Annotated in this window: 21 protein-coding genes; 6 read left to right on the top strand and 15 right to left on the bottom strand. The window is 34.7% G+C overall.

What is annotated here, in order from left to right:
• Window positions 1–83 precede the first annotated feature (83 nt).
• Window positions 84–446 carry a DUF4870 domain-containing protein gene (locus J4050_RS06410; RefSeq protein WP_208153475.1) on the top strand — a complete coding sequence of 121 codons (363 nt, stop codon included), beginning with the start codon at window positions 84–86 and terminating at the stop codon, window positions 444–446.
• 129 nt (window positions 447–575) lie between these two features.
• Here the strand turns inward: J4050_RS06410 and dnaN are convergent, their stop codons facing one another.
• From dnaN to J4050_RS06380, 6 genes are all read right to left on the bottom strand, one after another.
• Window positions 576–1,694 (bottom strand): DNA polymerase III subunit beta, encoded by a 1,119-nt coding sequence (dnaN, locus tag J4050_RS06405; protein ID WP_208153473.1) that lies wholly within the window; start codon window positions 1,692–1,694, stop codon window positions 576–578.
• Window positions 1,695–1,781: 87 nt separating this feature from the next.
• A complete protein-coding gene (gene gldG, locus J4050_RS06400; protein WP_208153471.1) occupies window positions 1,782–3,455 on the bottom strand; it encodes a gliding motility-associated ABC transporter substrate-binding protein GldG in 1,674 nt (557 codons plus the stop codon).
• On the bottom strand, window positions 3,436–3,933 hold the full coding sequence (locus J4050_RS06395) for a C2 domain-containing protein (RefSeq protein WP_208153469.1): 498 nt from the start codon (window positions 3,931–3,933) through the stop codon (window positions 3,436–3,438). The genes gldG and J4050_RS06395 overlap by 20 nt, the downstream gene beginning before the upstream one ends.
• The gene (gene gldF / locus J4050_RS06390) at window positions 3,930–4,658 is read right to left on the bottom strand and encodes a gliding motility-associated ABC transporter permease subunit GldF (RefSeq protein ID WP_208153467.1); all 729 of its coding nucleotides are present in this window, start codon (window positions 4,656–4,658) and stop codon (window positions 3,930–3,932) included. The genes J4050_RS06395 and gldF overlap by 4 nt, the downstream gene beginning before the upstream one ends.
• A gap of 33 nt (window positions 4,659–4,691) precedes the next feature.
• Window positions 4,692–4,988 carry an antibiotic biosynthesis monooxygenase gene (locus tag J4050_RS06385; protein WP_208153465.1) on the bottom strand — a complete coding sequence of 99 codons (297 nt, stop codon included), beginning with the start codon at window positions 4,986–4,988 and terminating at the stop codon, window positions 4,692–4,694.
• Window positions 4,989–4,992: 4 nt separating this feature from the next.
• Window positions 4,993–5,829: an SAM hydrolase/SAM-dependent halogenase family protein gene (locus tag J4050_RS06380; RefSeq protein ID WP_208153463.1), complete on the bottom strand. Its 837-nt coding sequence runs from the start codon at window positions 5,827–5,829 to the stop codon at window positions 4,993–4,995.
• A gap of 109 nt (window positions 5,830–5,938) precedes the next feature.
• On the opposite strand from J4050_RS06380, the gene J4050_RS06375 reads away from it, so the two are divergent.
• Window positions 5,939–6,892: a PhoH family protein gene (locus J4050_RS06375; RefSeq protein WP_208153461.1), complete on the top strand. Its 954-nt coding sequence runs from the start codon at window positions 5,939–5,941 to the stop codon at window positions 6,890–6,892.
• A gap of 17 nt (window positions 6,893–6,909) precedes the next feature.
• Complete coding sequence (locus J4050_RS06370) at window positions 6,910–7,860, top strand: phosphoribosylaminoimidazolesuccinocarboxamide synthase (protein ID WP_208153459.1); 951 nt, start codon at window positions 6,910–6,912, stop codon at window positions 7,858–7,860.
• Here J4050_RS06370 and J4050_RS06365 read toward each other — a convergent pair whose 3' ends face one another.
• The 6 genes from J4050_RS06365 to rlmD form a co-directional block, all read right to left on the bottom strand.
• Entirely contained in the window at window positions 7,861–9,000 is a 1,140-nt protein-coding gene (locus J4050_RS06365) for an alpha/beta hydrolase-fold protein (RefSeq protein WP_208153457.1), read from the bottom strand.
• A 170-nt stretch (window positions 9,001–9,170) separates the two neighbouring features.
• Window positions 9,171–9,698 (bottom strand): DinB family protein, encoded by a 528-nt coding sequence (locus J4050_RS06360; RefSeq protein WP_208153456.1) that lies wholly within the window; start codon window positions 9,696–9,698, stop codon window positions 9,171–9,173.
• Between the two features lie 87 nt (window positions 9,699–9,785).
• A complete protein-coding gene (locus J4050_RS06355) occupies window positions 9,786–10,529 on the bottom strand; it encodes a DUF6048 family protein (protein ID WP_243878568.1) in 744 nt (247 codons plus the stop codon).
• The gene (locus J4050_RS06350) at window positions 10,510–11,085 is read right to left on the bottom strand and encodes a DUF6452 family protein (protein ID WP_208153454.1); all 576 of its coding nucleotides are present in this window, start codon (window positions 11,083–11,085) and stop codon (window positions 10,510–10,512) included. Before J4050_RS06350 ends, J4050_RS06355 begins: the two co-directional genes overlap by 20 nt.
• A gap of 60 nt (window positions 11,086–11,145) precedes the next feature.
• Window positions 11,146–12,645: a TlpA family protein disulfide reductase gene (locus J4050_RS06345; RefSeq protein WP_208153452.1), complete on the bottom strand. Its 1,500-nt coding sequence runs from the start codon at window positions 12,643–12,645 to the stop codon at window positions 11,146–11,148.
• A gap of 3 nt (window positions 12,646–12,648) precedes the next feature.
• The gene (gene rlmD / locus J4050_RS06340) at window positions 12,649–14,100 is read right to left on the bottom strand and encodes a 23S rRNA (uracil(1939)-C(5))-methyltransferase RlmD (RefSeq protein ID WP_208153450.1); all 1,452 of its coding nucleotides are present in this window, start codon (window positions 14,098–14,100) and stop codon (window positions 12,649–12,651) included.
• Window positions 14,101–14,306: 206 nt separating this feature from the next.
• Between rlmD and rocD the strand changes: the two genes are divergently transcribed.
• Complete coding sequence (rocD, locus tag J4050_RS06335; protein ID WP_208153448.1) at window positions 14,307–15,587, top strand: ornithine--oxo-acid transaminase; 1,281 nt, start codon at window positions 14,307–14,309, stop codon at window positions 15,585–15,587.
• A 73-nt stretch (window positions 15,588–15,660) separates the two neighbouring features.
• Here rocD and J4050_RS06330 read toward each other — a convergent pair whose 3' ends face one another.
• Window positions 15,661–15,999 carry a CCC motif membrane protein gene (locus tag J4050_RS06330; RefSeq protein ID WP_208153445.1) on the bottom strand — a complete coding sequence of 113 codons (339 nt, stop codon included), beginning with the start codon at window positions 15,997–15,999 and terminating at the stop codon, window positions 15,661–15,663.
• Between the two features lie 5 nt (window positions 16,000–16,004).
• Entirely contained in the window at window positions 16,005–16,304 is a 300-nt protein-coding gene (locus J4050_RS06325; protein ID WP_347879104.1) for a DUF2752 domain-containing protein, read from the bottom strand.
• Between the two features lie 91 nt (window positions 16,305–16,395).
• On the opposite strand from J4050_RS06325, the gene J4050_RS06320 reads away from it, so the two are divergent.
• Together J4050_RS06320 and J4050_RS06315 are read left to right on the top strand one after the other, a co-directional pair.
• A complete protein-coding gene (locus J4050_RS06320) occupies window positions 16,396–16,614 on the top strand; it encodes a hypothetical protein (RefSeq protein ID WP_208153443.1) in 219 nt (72 codons plus the stop codon).
• Window positions 16,604–17,161: a Smr/MutS family protein gene (locus J4050_RS06315; RefSeq protein ID WP_208153442.1), complete on the top strand. Its 558-nt coding sequence runs from the start codon at window positions 16,604–16,606 to the stop codon at window positions 17,159–17,161. The genes J4050_RS06320 and J4050_RS06315 overlap by 11 nt, the downstream gene beginning before the upstream one ends.
• Here the strand turns inward: J4050_RS06315 and J4050_RS06310 are convergent.
• A complete protein-coding gene (locus J4050_RS06310) occupies window positions 17,158–18,099 on the bottom strand; it encodes a hypothetical protein (RefSeq protein WP_208153440.1) in 942 nt (313 codons plus the stop codon). The two genes, J4050_RS06315 and J4050_RS06310, sit on opposite strands and share 4 nt — an antisense overlap.
• Window positions 18,100–18,111: the final 12 nt, after the last annotated feature.

Here is an 18,111-nt window from a genome sequence, read left to right as displayed (position 1 = left end):
TTGTTTTTAAGAGCACAAGATTTGTGCTCTTTTTTGTAACATTTTGATGTGATACACGTCATATATATGTAATACTATTATAAATGGAATCTAATTATCATACAATGAAGCGTACAGACAATCAACTAATTGTTATTACGCATTTAGCTCAGCTTTTAACCTATGTTACTGGTTTTGGAGGACTCATAGTTCCTTTAGTGATTTGGGCAACACAAAAAGACAATGTTGAAGGTATGGACTTGCACGGTAAGTCTATTCTAAATTTTCAATTGAGTGTTTTAATCTATTCAATTATAAGTATTCCGTTAATCTTTGTTTTTGGATTGGGTATATTAACTTTAATTCTAATTGGCATTATAGCTTTTGTTATGCCAATTGTAAATGCTATAAAAGCTAGTAATGGAGAATTACCTAGCTATCCTTTATCTCTTAATTTTGTTAGTTAGTTATGTTTAGTATTGAATTCTTATGCTTAGAGCAAGCTCGAAGCATCTTTTCAATATCTCAAGAGATAATGTAAAAAGGCTCGCAATTAGCGAGCCTTTTTAATATCATTAAATTCAAAAATAAGATTATTAATTGTTGAGCATTACGGGCATAACCAGCATAGTAATATGCTCACCTTCATCTAATCCATCAATTGGTGTTAAAATACCTGCCCTATTGGGGAGACTCATCTCTAATTGCACATTGTCTGAATTCAAGTTATTTATCATTTCCGTAAGAAAACGCGAATTGAATCCTATTTGCATATCGTCTCCTTGGTAATCACAAGACAAACGCTCCTCCGCTTTATTACTGTAATCTATATCTTCTGCCGAAATATTCAATTCTGCACCTGCAATCTTAAGTCTGATTTGATGGGTGGTTTTATTAGAAAATATACTAACACGTCTTACAGAATTTAAAAATTGTGTTCTATCAATTACCAGTTTATTTGGATTTTCTTTTGGAATTACGGCTTCGTAATTTGGATATTTACCATCGATTAAACGGCAAATCAGCACAGAATTATCGAATGTAAACTTTGCATTAGATTCATTGTATTCTACTAACACATCGTCTTCATTCCCAGCTAATATCCCCTTTAATAAATTAAGCGGTTTTTTTGGCATAATAAACTCAGCGGATACTGTGGCGCTAACATCGTTTCTCGTGTATTTTACTAGTTTGTGAGCATCTGTTGCTACAAAAGTTAAGTTATCTTGTGAGAACTGAAAAAACACACCACTCATTACAGGTCTTAAGTCATCATTTCCTGCAGCAAAAATAGTTTTACTTATAGCATTTGCTAAGATATCACCCATAATAGTCGTGGTACTAGCATCCTCTATTGATACAGCATTAGGAAATTCAGCACCATCTGCATAAGCCAATGCATATTTACCGTGGTTTGAGCTTATTTCAACCGTATGGTTGTCCTCTGCTACAAACGTCAATGGTTGTTCCGGAAAGGTTTTCAGCGTATCTAATAACAATCTTGCAGGTAATGCAATACTACCTTCAGAATCACTTTCGACATCAATTGTTGAGGACATGGTTGTCTCTAAATCGCTAGCTGATATGGTTAATTTAGATTGATTTAATTCAAACAGAAAATTGTCAAGAATTGGTAGTGTATTACTGTTGTTAATAACGCCACCAAGCGTCTGAAGCTGTTTTAATAAATAGGTACTAGAAACTATAAATTTCATCTTTACTTTTCCTCTTTAATACTTTAGGTTTATCCTACAAATATATCTTAATAGGAGGGTTTTCTAAAACAAACTTATTAACAAAATCTAGCTGTATTTGCGTTGTCTTAAGTATTGAAATAACAATCCAAAAACACCCAGTAAAACTAAAGGTAAGACTATATTTAAGAGCTGCCATTTGGTCTTATTATTTTTAATTTTATTAGCATCGAGATAAGCTATGTCTATTTCCTTAGCTCTAATGTTTATAAGTCCGGTATCGTCTAATAAATAACTTACAGCATTTAGTAAAAATTCTTTGTTGGCAAATGCTTGCCCTGATATATTATCAAAGCCCAATTCTTGGGGTCTGTTTTTAATAACATTGTTTTTAATCACATCGCCATCTGAAATAACAATCATTTTATTTTCTTTTCCTTGAGCTTGAAATCCGGGCATCTTAAATGGTAATACCCTATTGTCATAGACGGAAGTAAAATTACCTTCGAGGAGTACTGCTAGGTTTTGAGAACCAGCATTATAAGTGGCTTCGTCTGGTGGCTGGGTAACCGTAGACAGTGCTATTGCCTTAGGCACACCTTCTAGTTTTGACTGCTCAGAGCTTTGAAGTAATACTGTTTTTTTAATCGTATTCTTTAATGTGTCGATTGGGCTAGCAAAGTCATATCTCACTAAACCAAGGTTTTTGGTCATTGGATGCGATGGATTGGCTGATGCTAAGGGTGCATATTGCCATTTAACAGGTTGTAATTGTGCTTGACTTCCCTCACCAAAGGCTAGCATAATTGGGGCGGAGTAGAGGTCTTTTACTAAACTTGGATTAATTCTTAAGCCATATTTAAAGAAAAAGTCGTTAAGATTTAAATCCTTAAGTGTAGAAACGGTAGTTCCTTTATCATTGTACAAACTGTCTTTATCCATTACTACGGCCTCTGTTAGCCATAAACTTTTACCACCATTAATTATAAATTGATCTAATGCTAGTTTTTCCTCCTCTGAAAAAGCCTCAGTTGGTTTGGCCGCAATAACCAAATCGAACTGATTTAAATCTTTTAGCGTTCTAAGCGGATTATTTGCAACACTATCTAATGTAAATGGTGCAATATTGTAGTGTGGCCCAAGAGCTTTAAGAAAATCAGCGAGATAAATATCTTCAAGTTCACCGTTGCCTCTAAGTACTGCAATTTTCTTGGCTTTAGGTTTTATGAGTTTATCAAATCCATTGCTAAAAGCATATTCTAAAACTTCTATGGAATTGTCTACCTGCTCAGCCAGTGGTTTTGTAATACTCCGCTTTAGTAGAGGAATTTTAACCGTTTTATCTTTGTAACTAGCAAAAGCCCATGGGAAGATTAGATTTTGGGTAATCTTACCATCTGATTTATCAGTATTTATAAAAGGATTAAGGCCAGCATTAGTCAATTCTTTGATATTTCGTTCTCTGGTCTCTTCATCTTCTAATGGGTCTATATAATTGACTGAAATCTTATTGGAAACAAATTGAAATTCCTCTATAAAGTCCTTGACTTGAGATTGTAAAAGCTTAAATTCAGTAGGAAGGTCTCCTTCTAAAAATATATCCAAGACTAAAGGAGACTCTAAGTCCTTAACTATAGATTTTGAGGTGTCCGAAAGGGTATATCTTTTATCCTTTGTTAAGTCTACCCTATAGTATAAAAGCTCCGAAAGATAATTGATAAGAAACAACCCAACGATGACAACTGCTATATAGATGACTCGATTATTCTTCAGCTTTGTCATAATTAATAATCTCTTGATAAGGTACTACAGTTGCTACCGTGTTGTTCTTGAAAATAATTTCTATACACTCCTTCTTTTTATTAAAAGCACCAGGTTCTATTCCTAATCCGTAATTCCATTTGGTACTATCATGTTGCTTTTTTACATCATTCCACGATAGCCATTCGTAGGTTCCTAATCGATTTTCTAAATCTCTTTTAGTAAGTCCTATTAATGTGTCTGATGTAATCATATGATCCATAATTTCATAACGTAGTGAGGGATTGTCAACCCATAATTCACTGTTAAAATATTTCTGGTGATGGTAATTACTAATAATATTAATAAAAGGATAAAACACATAGAAGTAGGCAATCGGTGTTAGCAATAAAGCAATGATGCCAGTTAACCATTTTCGTCGGTCTATGGTATTTAAAAACAAGAATAATGCTATAAATACTATTATTAAAAAAACGATAAGTGAAGGGGTTATAATCATACTCTACTGTTTTTTATTTTGAAAATAGTAAACAGTACAAAGGCAGCGGTGATACTTATAAAGTACAGTATATCTCGCGAATCTAAAACACCTCTGGCCATGCTATTAAAATGAGATGACATTCCCAAATGTTCTAAAGCTAAAACATTGCCAAAAATGACGAATTGCGAAAGACCTTCAAAACCAAAATAGAAGAAAAAACAGATAAAAACAGAGGTTATAAATGCAACAATCTGGTTGTCTGTTAATGCTGAAGCAAATATCCCAATAGCTACGTATGCACCAATTAGAAAAACGAGTCCAATATAAGAGCCTAAAATACTGCCATAATCAAGTGATAAGTTGTCTATACTTAGATTACCCAAAGTATAGATATACAATAGTGTTGGTATAATGGCAATTAATACCAAACCAAAGGCTCCAAAATACTTTCCTAAAACTATTTGAGTATAGGAAAGAGGTTTGGTTAGTAATAACTCCAAAGTTCCTTGTTTCTTTTCGTCACTAAAGCTGCGCATGGTAACTGCCGGAACTAAGAATAATAATACCCATGGGGCAAGTATAAAGTAGTTTTGAAGGCTTGCCACACCAGAGACGAAAATATTGAATTCGCCTTTAAATATCCAAAGGAACAAACCATTTAATAATAAAAATATGCCAATAACAAGATAGGCGATAGGTGAATTAAAAAATGTATTTATTTCTTTTTTTAAAATTGCTAGCATGCCATCTACGTTTAATTAATCATCGGCAATCTGTTATTGCAAGGATACAACTTTATCTACACTCCAAGCTTCTGGCTTGGCCGCAAATAAAGGTTTGGTTTTAGACCAAACCGATTTAAACAATCCGGATGTTCTATAAGATTCTAAGGCTTCTTCAGATTCCCAGTAACTATACGTAAAATAAATATTGGTATTGTGCTTGTCGCGATATAATTCTAGAAAAGAACAACCGTTAAAACTTCTAATAGCGTCTTTATTTTTATCAAAATTCGTTTTAAACGTTTCGATATTAGAAGGGTGAAATGTCATTTTAACTATACGTACAAACACAATTTTAGGATTTCAAAAAGTTAACAGTTACTGTATCCATAGTTTTTAAGCCCATTAAGGTTGAAGCACTTCCAACTGTATTGCAATTGCTTTTGTAAACGGCAATTTCTAAATAGCCAGACGAGTTAAAGACTACCAAACCTTTTCCTTCGTCATTTCGTTTAGATTCCTCAATTTCAAAATTTACGATATCGCTATATTTTGTATGGATTTTATTGAATTTATGGTTTCTTGCCGAAATCTCATAAGGCCTCGTTTTATGCACTCCTTCAAAAAACTTTCGCTTAATGTTGGTAATTACATTACCGTAATTATCTATGTAAATAACGGTGCCTATAATTTGATTTTTTTCATCATTAACAAAAGGCACTAAATTTTTAATTGGCTTTATGTTGTTGATAACTTTACCAATGACCTCAAGCGTACCACCTCTTGCGACATGGCAAGCTACCTTAACAAATACATCTAGAACAGGAAAACTCGTTTCTATTTTGTCGTGAATGTTAATCTCCACTATTTTTTCTGGGGCAATTTCAGAACATAGCATACTCATAATACCATTGTTAGCACATATAAAGTAATGCTCATCTAATTTAACGGCAATATGCTTATTATCAGGATTTAACTCGGAGTCAATACCGATAATATGAATAGTCCCTTTAGGAAAACTGCTGTAGGCATTTAAAATAATATAAGCGGCCTCAGAGATGTTAAAAGGAGAAACGGAGTGCGATATATCAACAATTCTAATATCGGACAACTGACTGTAAATTGCCCCTTTGATGGCACCTGCGAAATGATCTTTTTCGCCAAAATCAGTTGTTAAAGTGATTATTGCCATAGGTTTTATTGTTGATAATTTTTTCTAGAATCCTCGTTGTAAAATTGTTAGATTTGATTCACAAAACTAAGAAAAGAAAACAGATTAACACACTAAATCAAACAGCCTTTTGAACGAACTTATTTTAGAGCTCGAAGAAATAACTCCTAAAGAATTTTTTGGTGCTCAAAACGCTAATATTGAACTTTTAAAAAAGTACTTTCCTAAATTAAAAATTGTTGCAAGAGGTAATAAAATCAAGGCTTATGGTGATGAAGACCTCCTAGAGGAATTCGATACACGAATGATGATGCTTATGCAGCATTTTGGACGTTACAATAAGCTAGATGAAAATGTTATTGAGCGTGTTTTAACCAGTAATAGCAGTGAAGATTATTCTACATCTGCCAAGAGTGGAGATGTTCTTGTGCATGGTGTTGGTGGCAGACTTATAAAAGCCCAAACGGTCAATCAAAGGAAGATGGTAGAAACCATCCGTAAAAATGATATGGTTTTTGCTATTGGACCTGCCGGAACAGGAAAAACCTACACAGGTGTTGCACTGGCCGTTCAAGCTTTAAAAAGTAAAGAGGTAAAGCGCATTATTTTAACCAGACCTGCTGTAGAGGCAGGGGAAAATCTTGGATTTCTTCCTGGTGACCTAAAAGAGAAACTAGACCCTTACATGCAGCCTCTATACGATGCATTACGTGATATGATTCCTCATGAAAAATTAGATAGCTACATTGAGAAAGGTGTTATACAAATAGCGCCTCTAGCTTTTATGCGTGGGCGAACTCTGGACAATGCATTTGTTATACTCGATGAAGGCCAGAATACCACCCATGCCCAAATGAAAATGTTTTTAACCAGAATGGGTAAAAATGCTAAGTTTCTGTTGACAGGCGATCCTGGTCAAGTAGATTTACCACGCCGTACCATCTCCGGATTAAAAGAAGCATTATTAGTACTTAAAAATATTGAGGGTATTGGTATAGTGTATTTAGATGATAAAGATGTTATACGCCATAAACTTGTAAAAAAGGTAATTGCGGCCTATAAAAGCATTGAAAATAGGGATTAAGCTAAGATAGATTACTCATGAATAATACAATAATAGATACTAATTTTAAATTTCCTAACCAGAAAAGTCTTTACAAAGGAAAGGTAAGGGAAGTATATAATATCAACGATGAAATCTTGGTTATGGTAGCTACAGATAGGCTTAGTGCTTTTGATGTAGTAATGCCAAAAGGAATTCCTTACAAAGGCCAAATCCTCAATCAGATTGCAACTAAAATGATGAAGGCTACAGAAGATTTAGTTCCAAATTGGTTAGTGGCTACTCCAGATCCAAATGTGGCAGTTGGGCATCTCTGCGAACCCTTTAAGGTAGAAATGGTTATCCGTGGTTATTTGTCTGGTCATGCAGCTAGGGAGTATAAACTAGGTAAGCGACAGTTGTGTGGGATAACAATGCCAGAAGGAATGATAGAAAATGATAAGTTCCCTCTACCAATAATTACGCCTGCCACTAAAGCAGAAAAAGGTGATCATGATGAGGATATTTCTCGAGAAGAGATCCTTAAAAGAGGTATTGTTTCAGAGGAAGATTACTTGGTGCTTGAAGATTATACCAGAAAATTATTTCAACGCGGTACGGAGATAGCGGCAGAGCGAGGTTTAATTCTTGTGGATACAAAATATGAGTTTGGTAAGACCAAGGATGGCAAAATAGTCTTAATTGACGAAATCCATACACCAGATTCATCACGCTATTTTTATGCTGATGGATACAAAGACCGACAGGCCAAGGGAGAAGCGCAAAAGCAGCTTTCTAAAGAATTTGTTAGGCAATGGCTCATCTCTAATGGTTTTCAAGGTCTAGACGGTCAGTCAGTGCCTTTTATGAGTGATGACTATATAGAAACAGTAAGTGAACGTTATATAGAACTCTACGAAAACATTACAGGTGAACCTTTTGTAAAAGCTGATGTATCGGCGATTCAAAAAAGAATAGAACAAAACGTCCTCAATTATTTAAATCAATAATTAATCTGTTTTTAATTCTTCAAGTTTTTTTCTTGAAGCAGGGTTTTCTTTTAGAGCAAGGGCCTGTTCGAAGCTTTTTATTGCTTTTTCCTTATTCTTTGTTGCTAGACAATAATCTCCGTAGGAGTCATAAACGTTAAAGCTTTTAGGATAATAATCAATATTCATCTGAAAAAACTGTTCTGCTAAATCCATATTGCCCATTTGCATTAATTGATAACCCATGCCATTTACCATGGATTCATCGGGCTTATTTTCATATCCCAACGTCTGAGTAACCTCAGTATAATGCGCCTTCATTCTACTCACAACGTCTGAATTTGGAGTCGTAACATCTTCATACTTTACTTCAAATTCATAAAACTTAAAAATTTGTTTTAAACCATCATAGGTGGTGATTAAAGGAGCCGAACCATGAGATTCATTTTCGTAATATTTATAATTAAATTCAATATCAGAAGAGGAATTGTTTTTTAGTAAATCTCGTGTTTCAAAAATAGAATTTATATGAGCTACCTCAGGCCCCTTCACTTTTCTAACAGAGGTTGTATCCATGCCCGAATCCAAGGTGTTTGCAATGCCTAAATAGAGTGATTTGTTCTGATATTTAGCACCTTTAAGATTTGAATTTTTAAATGCGGTTAATAACCTTTTGTTGTCCCACCACATCGAGGGGTCAATAGAAATATAACCATTAAAAAGCTCTGGTTTATCTTGGAGGACGTCCATAGCAAAGAGGCCTCCAAATGAATGACCGATTAAAAGGCGGTATGGAGCGGTAGGATATTTATTTTCAATATATGGGAATAACTCCTTCTCTAAAAAATTCATAAAATTCTTGCCTCCTCCAGATTGTTCAGCTAAGTCTTGTGGAACCATAGGTGGTGAGGGTTCAGCTTTAGAAGGTGTCAAATCTCTGTTCCTGTTTGTATTAGGTATGGCCACTACTATCATGTTGGGCATTGAAGTATTACTTAATTGTTCTAAAAGTCCAACAACAGACCTGAAGTGTGCATCACCATCTAAAAGATATATAACAGGAAAGTTTTTATTTACATAAAGATCACTTGTGGCTTCTTCAGGGACATGAATCATTAACTTTCTTGTTTCATTTAGGATTGTGGACTTTACGCTATCCATTTTTCCTATAACTATATCGTTTTGGGAAAATAAAAAAAGTTGAAAGAAAAAAATGAAACTGAGGGAAATTGAGCAACGGAACTTCATAGTTGATTGAATTTATGATGTTTAAGTTACACAAAATAAATGAATTAGTTTTCCAAAGGGAATAAATGCCTTTTAGACTTAAATTAACTGTATTTCTTTTTTAAGATGTCTAAATGATGCTCAACATGGTATGCTGACCACATAATGATTTCCCTAACAGGCATTTTACCCATTAAAGGATGGGGCAAAACTAAAGTGTCTAAATTCTTTTCGGAAATTCTCTTTGTTTTATACTGAAGCTTTTTACTTTCCGTTTGTATTCTGTTTATTAAGTAATGTTTATCGCTAAGAGTCGGTATCTTCATATTCTGTGATCCCTTAAAGGTTTTTCCTTTAGATTGCTCTAAACGCTCTTTATATCTTTTAATTATGGCATCATATTCACGAACAGCTCTATTGGCTTTTCCGAACCTATAGCGCACAACAAATTTTGGAAGACTTAAAGCATTATTTAGCGGTATTGTGCTTTGTAATACGTGAAGGACGTGCTGTCCTGTAGTCCATTTACCCTCAGGACCATGAGTCCATAATTCATCAGGATGATTTTCTATCCACTCTATAAGTGCGCTGTACTTTTCATCAATTAAATTGGCAATGGATTCTTTTTCCATACATAGAATTTTAGCATAGAAAAGATAGGTAATTATTTTAATAGAATCAATTTAAAAAATGGTAGAAAAGTAGATAATTTAATAGTCCTAATTATTGGATTCAATATCCTTAACTATAATCTTATCTTTTTTAAATATTGGGATAAGATAGGAGAGGTTGAATCCAAATCCAGAACCAAAACTACCGCTGTCATAGGTTCTATTAAACCCTGGAATATAAAGGTTTTCAAAATTGTCTGGAGATGTTTGCGAGACTAATATTTTTAGTTGTGCATTGATTCCTGCAAAGAAATTAGTAAACAATTCTGCTTTTAAACCAATAATAAGCTCTCCCCAAATTGCCGTTAGTCCATTGAATTCTTGAGCTTCTTGAATAGAAAATTGTTCATCCCAATATTGATTGTTCACATTGTAAATATCGTAGCTATTTCGTGTTTGGCTAAACGTACTTGCACCAACTCTAAAACCGGCATATATCATGTTTTGCATATCTAGCCAGTTTCTGTAAAAGTTCATATCTATCCCACCTTTGAAATAACTTCCTTTGGCAGTACTACTAAGTACTTCATTTTCAATTGTACGCTCTTCATTTCCAATTTCACCTGCTAAATAAATCCGTTTTGTTAGGCGATAGTCCGCCATAATTTCAATACCAGTATAATTCTCATCAATAAATGATCTCGCTAATTTACTAATATCAGCACCTATTCGTAGGCCATATTTTTGTTTATAGATTAAAGTGTCTTTAACTACCTCGCCATCATTCTGAGCAATTCCCAAAGTTGAAAACGTCAAAAAGACAAGCAGTATTTTAATGAAATATCTGTACATGAATACTATTTTCGTTTTCAACAGTGGCATTAATGGTATCGTCAATAAGTATGTCTATTATCCAATTATCAGAATCATCAACACGTAAAACTTCCAATTCCGTAAAAATACTTTTATAACCGCACGCTCTAGATACGTATACAAATTGCGGTTTGTATTTAATTTCAATAATATCTTCATTCGATTGCGTATTAGGGTCTTCATCGAGCCTAAGGTTTGTGTTTTTTTCTAGTATAAATCTAGTGGTTATTTCTTCACCTTCATTACCAATACGCAATGGTAAAGAAAGCTCTGTTGTATTAGAATTAAAAACCAATGTAGCCTCCGAACTACTTGTTGGTTGGCTCGGTTGGCCATTTTCATCTAAAACAAGACCTTCTCCATAAGCTGTAAGTCTTAAGACACTTTTAAATTCCTCTTGATTTGAAACATCGTAGAAACCAACTACCATGCGCGGCGTGGTTTCGGTCCCTTCAGCACAAATATCATCGCGCTCGCAGGTCACTGTTAGTAATAATAGGATAATGGCGAACTTTATTTTATTTAATTTGGGCATTAACCTTCTTATGATTTGGTTATTTGGTCTAGCAAATAAATTAAAAACCTTAGACATATACTAGAGACTTGTGTCATTCTGTAAAAGACTGTCAATAATTTTAGATGTGACTTCACGGCTAGGTCTATACTGAAAATCTGACTTAACAATCTCGCCTTTTTGGTCTATTATGGTATAGGTTGGATAACCGTCAACCGTCATTTGTTTCTGTAATGTCTCGATCTCCTCATCGGTAACAAAGTAATGTTTGCCGCTAAGTTGAAATTTCCGAATCATAGGCTTCCACTGTTCTATTTCAGAACGATAGCAGAGATATACAAACTCAATATCATCCTTATATTTCTTTTTGAAATTAGGAAGTGCATTTTTAAACTCACCTATGCATGGCCCACACCAAGTTGCCCAATGATCAATATATACTACCTTACCATCAGCCTTTGCAATGATTTCATCGAGGTAGTTTTTAGGGTCTTTAGACTCAAAATTAATAAAACCAGCATCACTTGGCATTTTAATTTTAGCCAATTCTGCTTTAGTTTTCTCATAGGTCTCAAAAACAGCCTCTCCAATTTTGGAGTCCGCATAAATAGATTTCAATTCATTCAAATTATTATCTATAAAAGTTGTATTCATACCTTCTAAGCCAGCCCTTATTTTATCGGATAATGCTAGTTGAATAGGTAATGGATTATTTTTGAAGTCTTTCTGTAAGGCATGGAATAAAAGTGAATCTTGAAGCTTTGTATCCATAGACTCATTATTAGGGTTGATTTTCTCATAATAGTGAAAAATCAAATGATTACTCAATGAGGCAGTATTACTATTAACAAAGTCTTGTTCTGTCATTGAACTTAAATTGCTGACGGAATTAAAAAATCCCTCCGGATATTCAGAGATTTTGGCTTTATCCCGATTATACATTCTATAATACATCGGAAATTCTAAAACGTTGATTATAGGAACGATGTCTTTTTCCATCTCTAACCAAGACCTTAAGCTTTTATCTATTCTGGTATTTGAATCAAGGAACTCCGTAATGTATTTTTTTCTATAGGAAAATACGCTATCATGGTATCTTTTAAAATCTTGTGGAGCTAGTTTTGAAATTGGCTTATAGTAATTATCTAAAATGGAATCGTTTAACAAAAATTGATGGAAATCGGTATTCAAGTCTTTAGAATCTCCAGCTAAAGTCATACTAGCATACAAATCCTGTTTTTCAGCTTGGTTCCCATCAAACGAAAGTTGAATGGAATCTCCTGGTTTTAGGATTAAGGACAGCCAGGCTCTGTAGTAAAAGGAAATATCTTGTGGATGCGCTAGTTCAAATTCTGAGTGAAAATTACCTAGACTATCAATTTTAACTTCGTTTGTAATCTGGTTAAATAAGTCGTCGTAAAAGAAAAGTTTCATCTTACTTGGCATAGAGACCGGATTGTAGGGCTCTATGGTTCCACTAAGAACTGTTTTAGCATTTTTTTTCCAGTTATTTTCAGAATCGCTGTTTGAGTTGCAGCTTAAGAATAGAACTATAAGGAAGAGAAAATAGAGGTATTTCATATTTTATTTTTCAAAAAGAGCAATGGTTTCAATATGTGATGTATGAGGGAATTGGTCCACTAAACTCATCTTTTTTAGCTTGTAACCAGCAAGGACTAATTGTTCTGTATCTCTTGCCTGTGTTGCTGGATTACAAGATACATAAACCAAACGGTCTGCTTTAATATTTATTATTTTTTTAAGGGTCTTTGGTGCGATACCAGCACGAGCGGGATCTAAGATTATGGTTCTTATAGTGTTGTTATATTGTGGATGTTCTACTAAAAACTTACCAACGTCTGCTGCAAAAAACTTTAAGCCTTCAATACCATTTCGGTTTGCATTTTCTTTAGCATCTTCAATAGCTGATTTTACAATATCCACGCCAATGATTTGGGTATTATTAGACTTGCTAGCTAAGATTTGTCCTATAGTACCTGTCCCACAAAATAAATCGAGTACAACAGAATTATCTATTGCAGACTTATCTTCTAAAGCATAGTCTACTACTTTTGCATAAAGGCGTTCAGCACATTTTGGATTAGTTTGAAAAAAGCTCTTCATGCTTATTTCAAACTGCAGTCCCAGTAAATGTTCAACAATTTTATTTTCTCCGTATATAAGTTGTATTGATCCTGTTGTTGCTATAGTTCTATCACCGATTTCGTCGTTAATAGTATGTAGAAATCCAGCGACACGGTCACCGAATAATTCTATAAGGTATTTTGAAAAGGCTTTTAAATCAAATTGAGCTAGTTCATGAGAAGTTGTTACTAAATTAAATAATAATTGGTTGGAGTGGTAAGATTTTCGTACAACTAAATATCTAAAGAATCCTTCCTTTCTAGGTGCATGCCATGCGGCGAGTCCTGTTGATTTACAATAGGCTCTAATGTGTTTTAGATGATCTTCAACTTGAGCATCAAATAATCCGGAATCTTTATCCAAATTTTCGGCACACCACCAAGTTCCGCGTTTTTTGAAACCTAATGTAAATTCGTCAACGTCTGTTTTTAACTTACGATCATAGCCAATAGCTGAAAATCCATATTCCATTTTATTGCGATAATGGAATGTGTTGGGAGATGGAATAAATTCATCGAGTTTGGTTTCAATATCAGAAATTTTCCCAATGCGCTTAAACAACTCAAGTGTACTTTTTCTTTTATACTCGTGCTGTATTTCAATAGGTAGATTTATATATGGAGCACCAGGAATATCTTGATAAGGGACGTCCACCTCATTTTCCGCATGTTCTATAACCTCGAGGAGTTTACACTCGGCATAAGTCTTACTGGATTTTCTCACCTGTGCTTTAACAAGTTGTCCTGGTAAAGTATTAGGAATAAAAACAACAAACTCGCCGTGCTCATTTCTTATTTTACTAATCCCCTTTCCTCCAAAAGCATAATCCTCTATTCTCAGCGTTAGGATTTCTCCGCGTTTTACAAATTTGTTTCGCTCTCGTCTTGGCATGAACTAATTATTAGACTGCAAATATAGAGTCATTTCCTAGATGAAAGATGTGAATTGTTCCTTAAAATGCCTGCGAGATATTGTGAGATTTTATTAACTTGCCAACATCTAGGGATGATTTCTTTCCCACGCTGAATTTTCGAGACTTTCGAAAGGATAAAGGTAGATAAGAAATAGCTTTTTATTCACTTTTAAATTTTATGAAAATGGCTGTTTTAGACCACATTTCATCGCAAGAAGCGATGGCATTAGAAAATAAGTATGGAGCCCAGAATTATCATCCACTTCCTGTTGTACTGAGCAAAGGCGAAGGCGTTTTTGTTTGGGATGTTGAAGGAAAAAAGTATTACGATTTTTTATCGGCGTATTCATCATTAAACCAAGGGCATTGTCATCCAAGGATTGTAGAGGCGATGACGGAACAAGCACAACGCTTAACTTTAACCTCTAGGGCGTTTTACAATGATATGCTTGGTCGTTACGAAAAGTATGCTACAGAATACTTCAAATTCGACAAGATGTTACCCATGAATTCAGGAGCAGAAGCTGTAGAAACAGCTTTAAAATTGTGCAGAAAATGGGCATATGAAGTTAAGGGTATCGACTTAAATAAAGCTGAAATCGTTGTGTGTAAGAATAACTTCCACGGAAGAACAACGACAATTATTTCATTTTCTAATGACCCTATAGCACGAAAGCATTTTGGACCTTTCACGGACGGATTTATCAAAGTAGAATATGATAATCTCAAGGAATTAGAACAGGTATTAAGTACCAATCCTAACGTCGCCGGATTTTTGGTCGAGCCAATACAAGGTGAAGCTGGTGTCTATGTGCCAAGTGAAAATTATTTAAAGGAAGCTAAAGCGCTGTGCGAAAAGTACAATGTGCTGTTCATTGCAGACGAAGTACAAACAGGGATAGCAAGAACAGGACGTTTATTGGCGTCTTGTGGAAATTGCACATGTGAGAATAAAGATTGTTCTGGTACTCCAGATGTAAAACCAGATATTTTGGTTTTAGGAAAAGCCTTGAGTGGCGGTTTATATCCGGTTTCTGCAGTGCTGTCAACCAATGAGATTATGAACGTCATTCAACCCGGTAACCACGGAAGTACTTTTGGAGGTAACCCTATAGCTGCTGCTGTGGCAATTGCTGCTCTAGAAGTAGTTAAAGATGAAAAATTAGCTGAGAATGCTGATTATCTTGGAAAAGTATTCCGTGCAGAGATTAATAAATACATAAAAACAAGTAATATTGTTTCTTTAGTACGCGGTAAAGGCTTACTTAATGCTATTGTTATTAATGATGATGAAGACAGTGATACCGCATGGAACATATGCTTGAGATTGCGCGATAATGGTTTATTAGCAAAACCTACTCATGGTAATATGATACGTTTTGCCCCTCCTTTAGTAATGACTGAAGACCAGTTGTTAGAATGTGTTTCTATTATTACAAATACTTTAAAGGAATTCGAAGTTTAAAACTGCAAGATGCATATATAAAAAAAGCGATTTTCATTGAAAATCGCTTTTTTTAGTTTATATAGTTTAGGAATTATTCAATATCAATTCCCATTTGTTTATAAACTTCTTTTTGTTGTTCCATATAACCTTCCCAACCGCCTGCAGCAACAATAGTATAGATGCTCCATGCCAATGTTAATATTGCCAAAACAAGCCCTATAATAGCAATAATTTTAGCGGTCTTAATTTGGCCGAAGTTACTGTATAACTCTGGTTGTTCGGCATAGGTCTTTTCGTCTTTGTTGGCTAAGAAATAAGCAATTCCAGATAAGATAAGGCCTCCGATACCTGCACTAAAACAGCAGCAAATAAAAGAAATACTGCCTAAAATAATTGAGGTGGTTGCATTAGGTAATTTTTGTTGTTCCATAATGATTATTTAAAATAAAGTTTAAGTAAATAGCTAAGAATGATTACTGCGACATTAGTTATAGCCAAGATAGCAATAATTTTACTGCCATTTTTAAAATTTTTAAAACTGTTGATGAGAATAAACCCAAATAAGGCAATAAGGGTATAAATGGCAGGATACATCAAAAATGCTCCAGACAAATCGCCTTGTAATAAAAGCAAAGCAGACCGCTGAAGTCCGCAGCCCATGCACTCAAAGCCAAATAGCTTTTTGTTAACACATGGAAGCATATAATCTTCTAAACCCTTAACTAAAATATACACAAGGCTAATTTAATAAATTAGAATTTACCTTAGAAATCTATTTTGAAATTGAACTAAGCTGTATTTTTGTAGCATCTCAAAAGACTATAGAATGAATATTTCTAGGATTATAAGTTTGGTGTGCATTGTATCAGGAGGTGCTGTGGCCGTTTATGCACAAGCCGAGGAACAACAAAATACTTACCTACTAATAGGAGGGATAGCTCTTTTAATGATTGGAGTCTATAGTATATCAAGAAATATTCCCAGCAAGTACGACAAGCAAGAAGAAGAGTCCTTTATAAAATCTGAACCAGAAGATGACAATTAAGATAGGTGATACGGTTGAAGCCATAGACGAAGATTTTATAGGCGTGGTGAAATCCTTAATCGGTAATACGGTAAAGGTTGAGGATGCAGATGGTTTTATAATCGAATTTCAGTCTCATGAAGTGATGCTTAGTGCGTCGAATAGGTCTTTAGATGAAGCTATTTATAAAACGGATTTTGAAACCGTAAAACAACAGAAACAAGAGCGTAAACCAAAACCTTCTACCAAGGCAAAGCCCAAAGACCGTCAGAAGGCACATTTCGTAATAGATTTACACATACACCAATTACGAGAATCCACAAAAGGGATGACTAATTTTGATATGTTAAATTTACAATTAGATACAGCGCGCCAGCAACTAGAATTTGCCATTCGCAAACGGATTCCTAAAATGGTATTTGTACACGGAGTAGGAGAAGGTGTTCTCAGGCAGGAGTTATATACGTTATTAAGGCGTTACAATAATGTGGAGTTTTACGATGCCGATTATAAGACCTACGGATTAGGTGCTACTGAGGTTAAAATTTTTCAAAATATAGCCCCTTAATTATTTGTCTGCGGAATTTCATTGATATAGTCTCCCAAATTGTATTCATCACCTCTGATGATATCTAAATCAAATCCTTGTACTACAAAATTTGTAGTTACAATGCGCAGATAATCTCGCCAATCAGGGTTGGGATTGGCTCCTGGGTCACCGTAATTAATAATTTCTAGAGCATTGAGATAGTGCGCTACAATACTACCATTGGCATCTGTATTGGTATCATTTCGAGGGTCCTGATCTTGATTTTCGTCTTCAAAGCGTGTATCTATATCGTCACCATCGTCATCTTCATCTAAATAATTAGGTATACCATCACTATCTGTATCTAGTGGGTTTGTATTAGGGTCACTATCCGTGTCGCTATCATTCAATTCATCTTCAGTAGGGACGTTATCGCCATCGTCATCCTTGTCTAGATAATCTGCTATACCATCTCCATCTGTATCTTGCGCATTTGGGAACTCGCCATTTTCATCAGACTCACCACGACCTTCAAAAATAGTAGGCACACCATCTTGGTCATCGTCTTCAACAGTTACGGTAACTAAAATTCTACCAGTTGAGGCTTCATAATCTTCTAAAATCACTAAATCAAAAGCAGGCACTAAATCGCAGAGTTCACCATTATCGCCATCGCTAATATCTCTATTGTAGGTTCTATATATAAATCTTGTAGTAGTTCCGTTGATAGGAATCTCTACTGATTCATTTGGAGGTGTGGGTAATTCAAAGAGTAAGGACGTTATATCATCATTAGGGAATGTAACTCCAATGGATTCACTAGGATCGCGCCTTAAATCAAATACAAAATAAGATTCTGAGTTATTATCACAGCGGTCTAGGTCTTTATCAAAATCTAGATTAACTGTGATGATATCGCCATCATCACAAGTGTATAAAAACACAAGACTTATTACAAGAATGAAACGTCTTAACATATAATAGCTTTT

It is taken from the genome of Winogradskyella pelagia (genome assembly GCF_017581965.1).
Taxonomy (GTDB): Bacteria; Bacteroidota; Bacteroidia; order Flavobacteriales; family Flavobacteriaceae; genus Winogradskyella; species Winogradskyella pelagia.
Note: the sequence above shows the minus strand (reverse complement) of the source record. Positions and strands in the feature narration are given on the sequence as shown.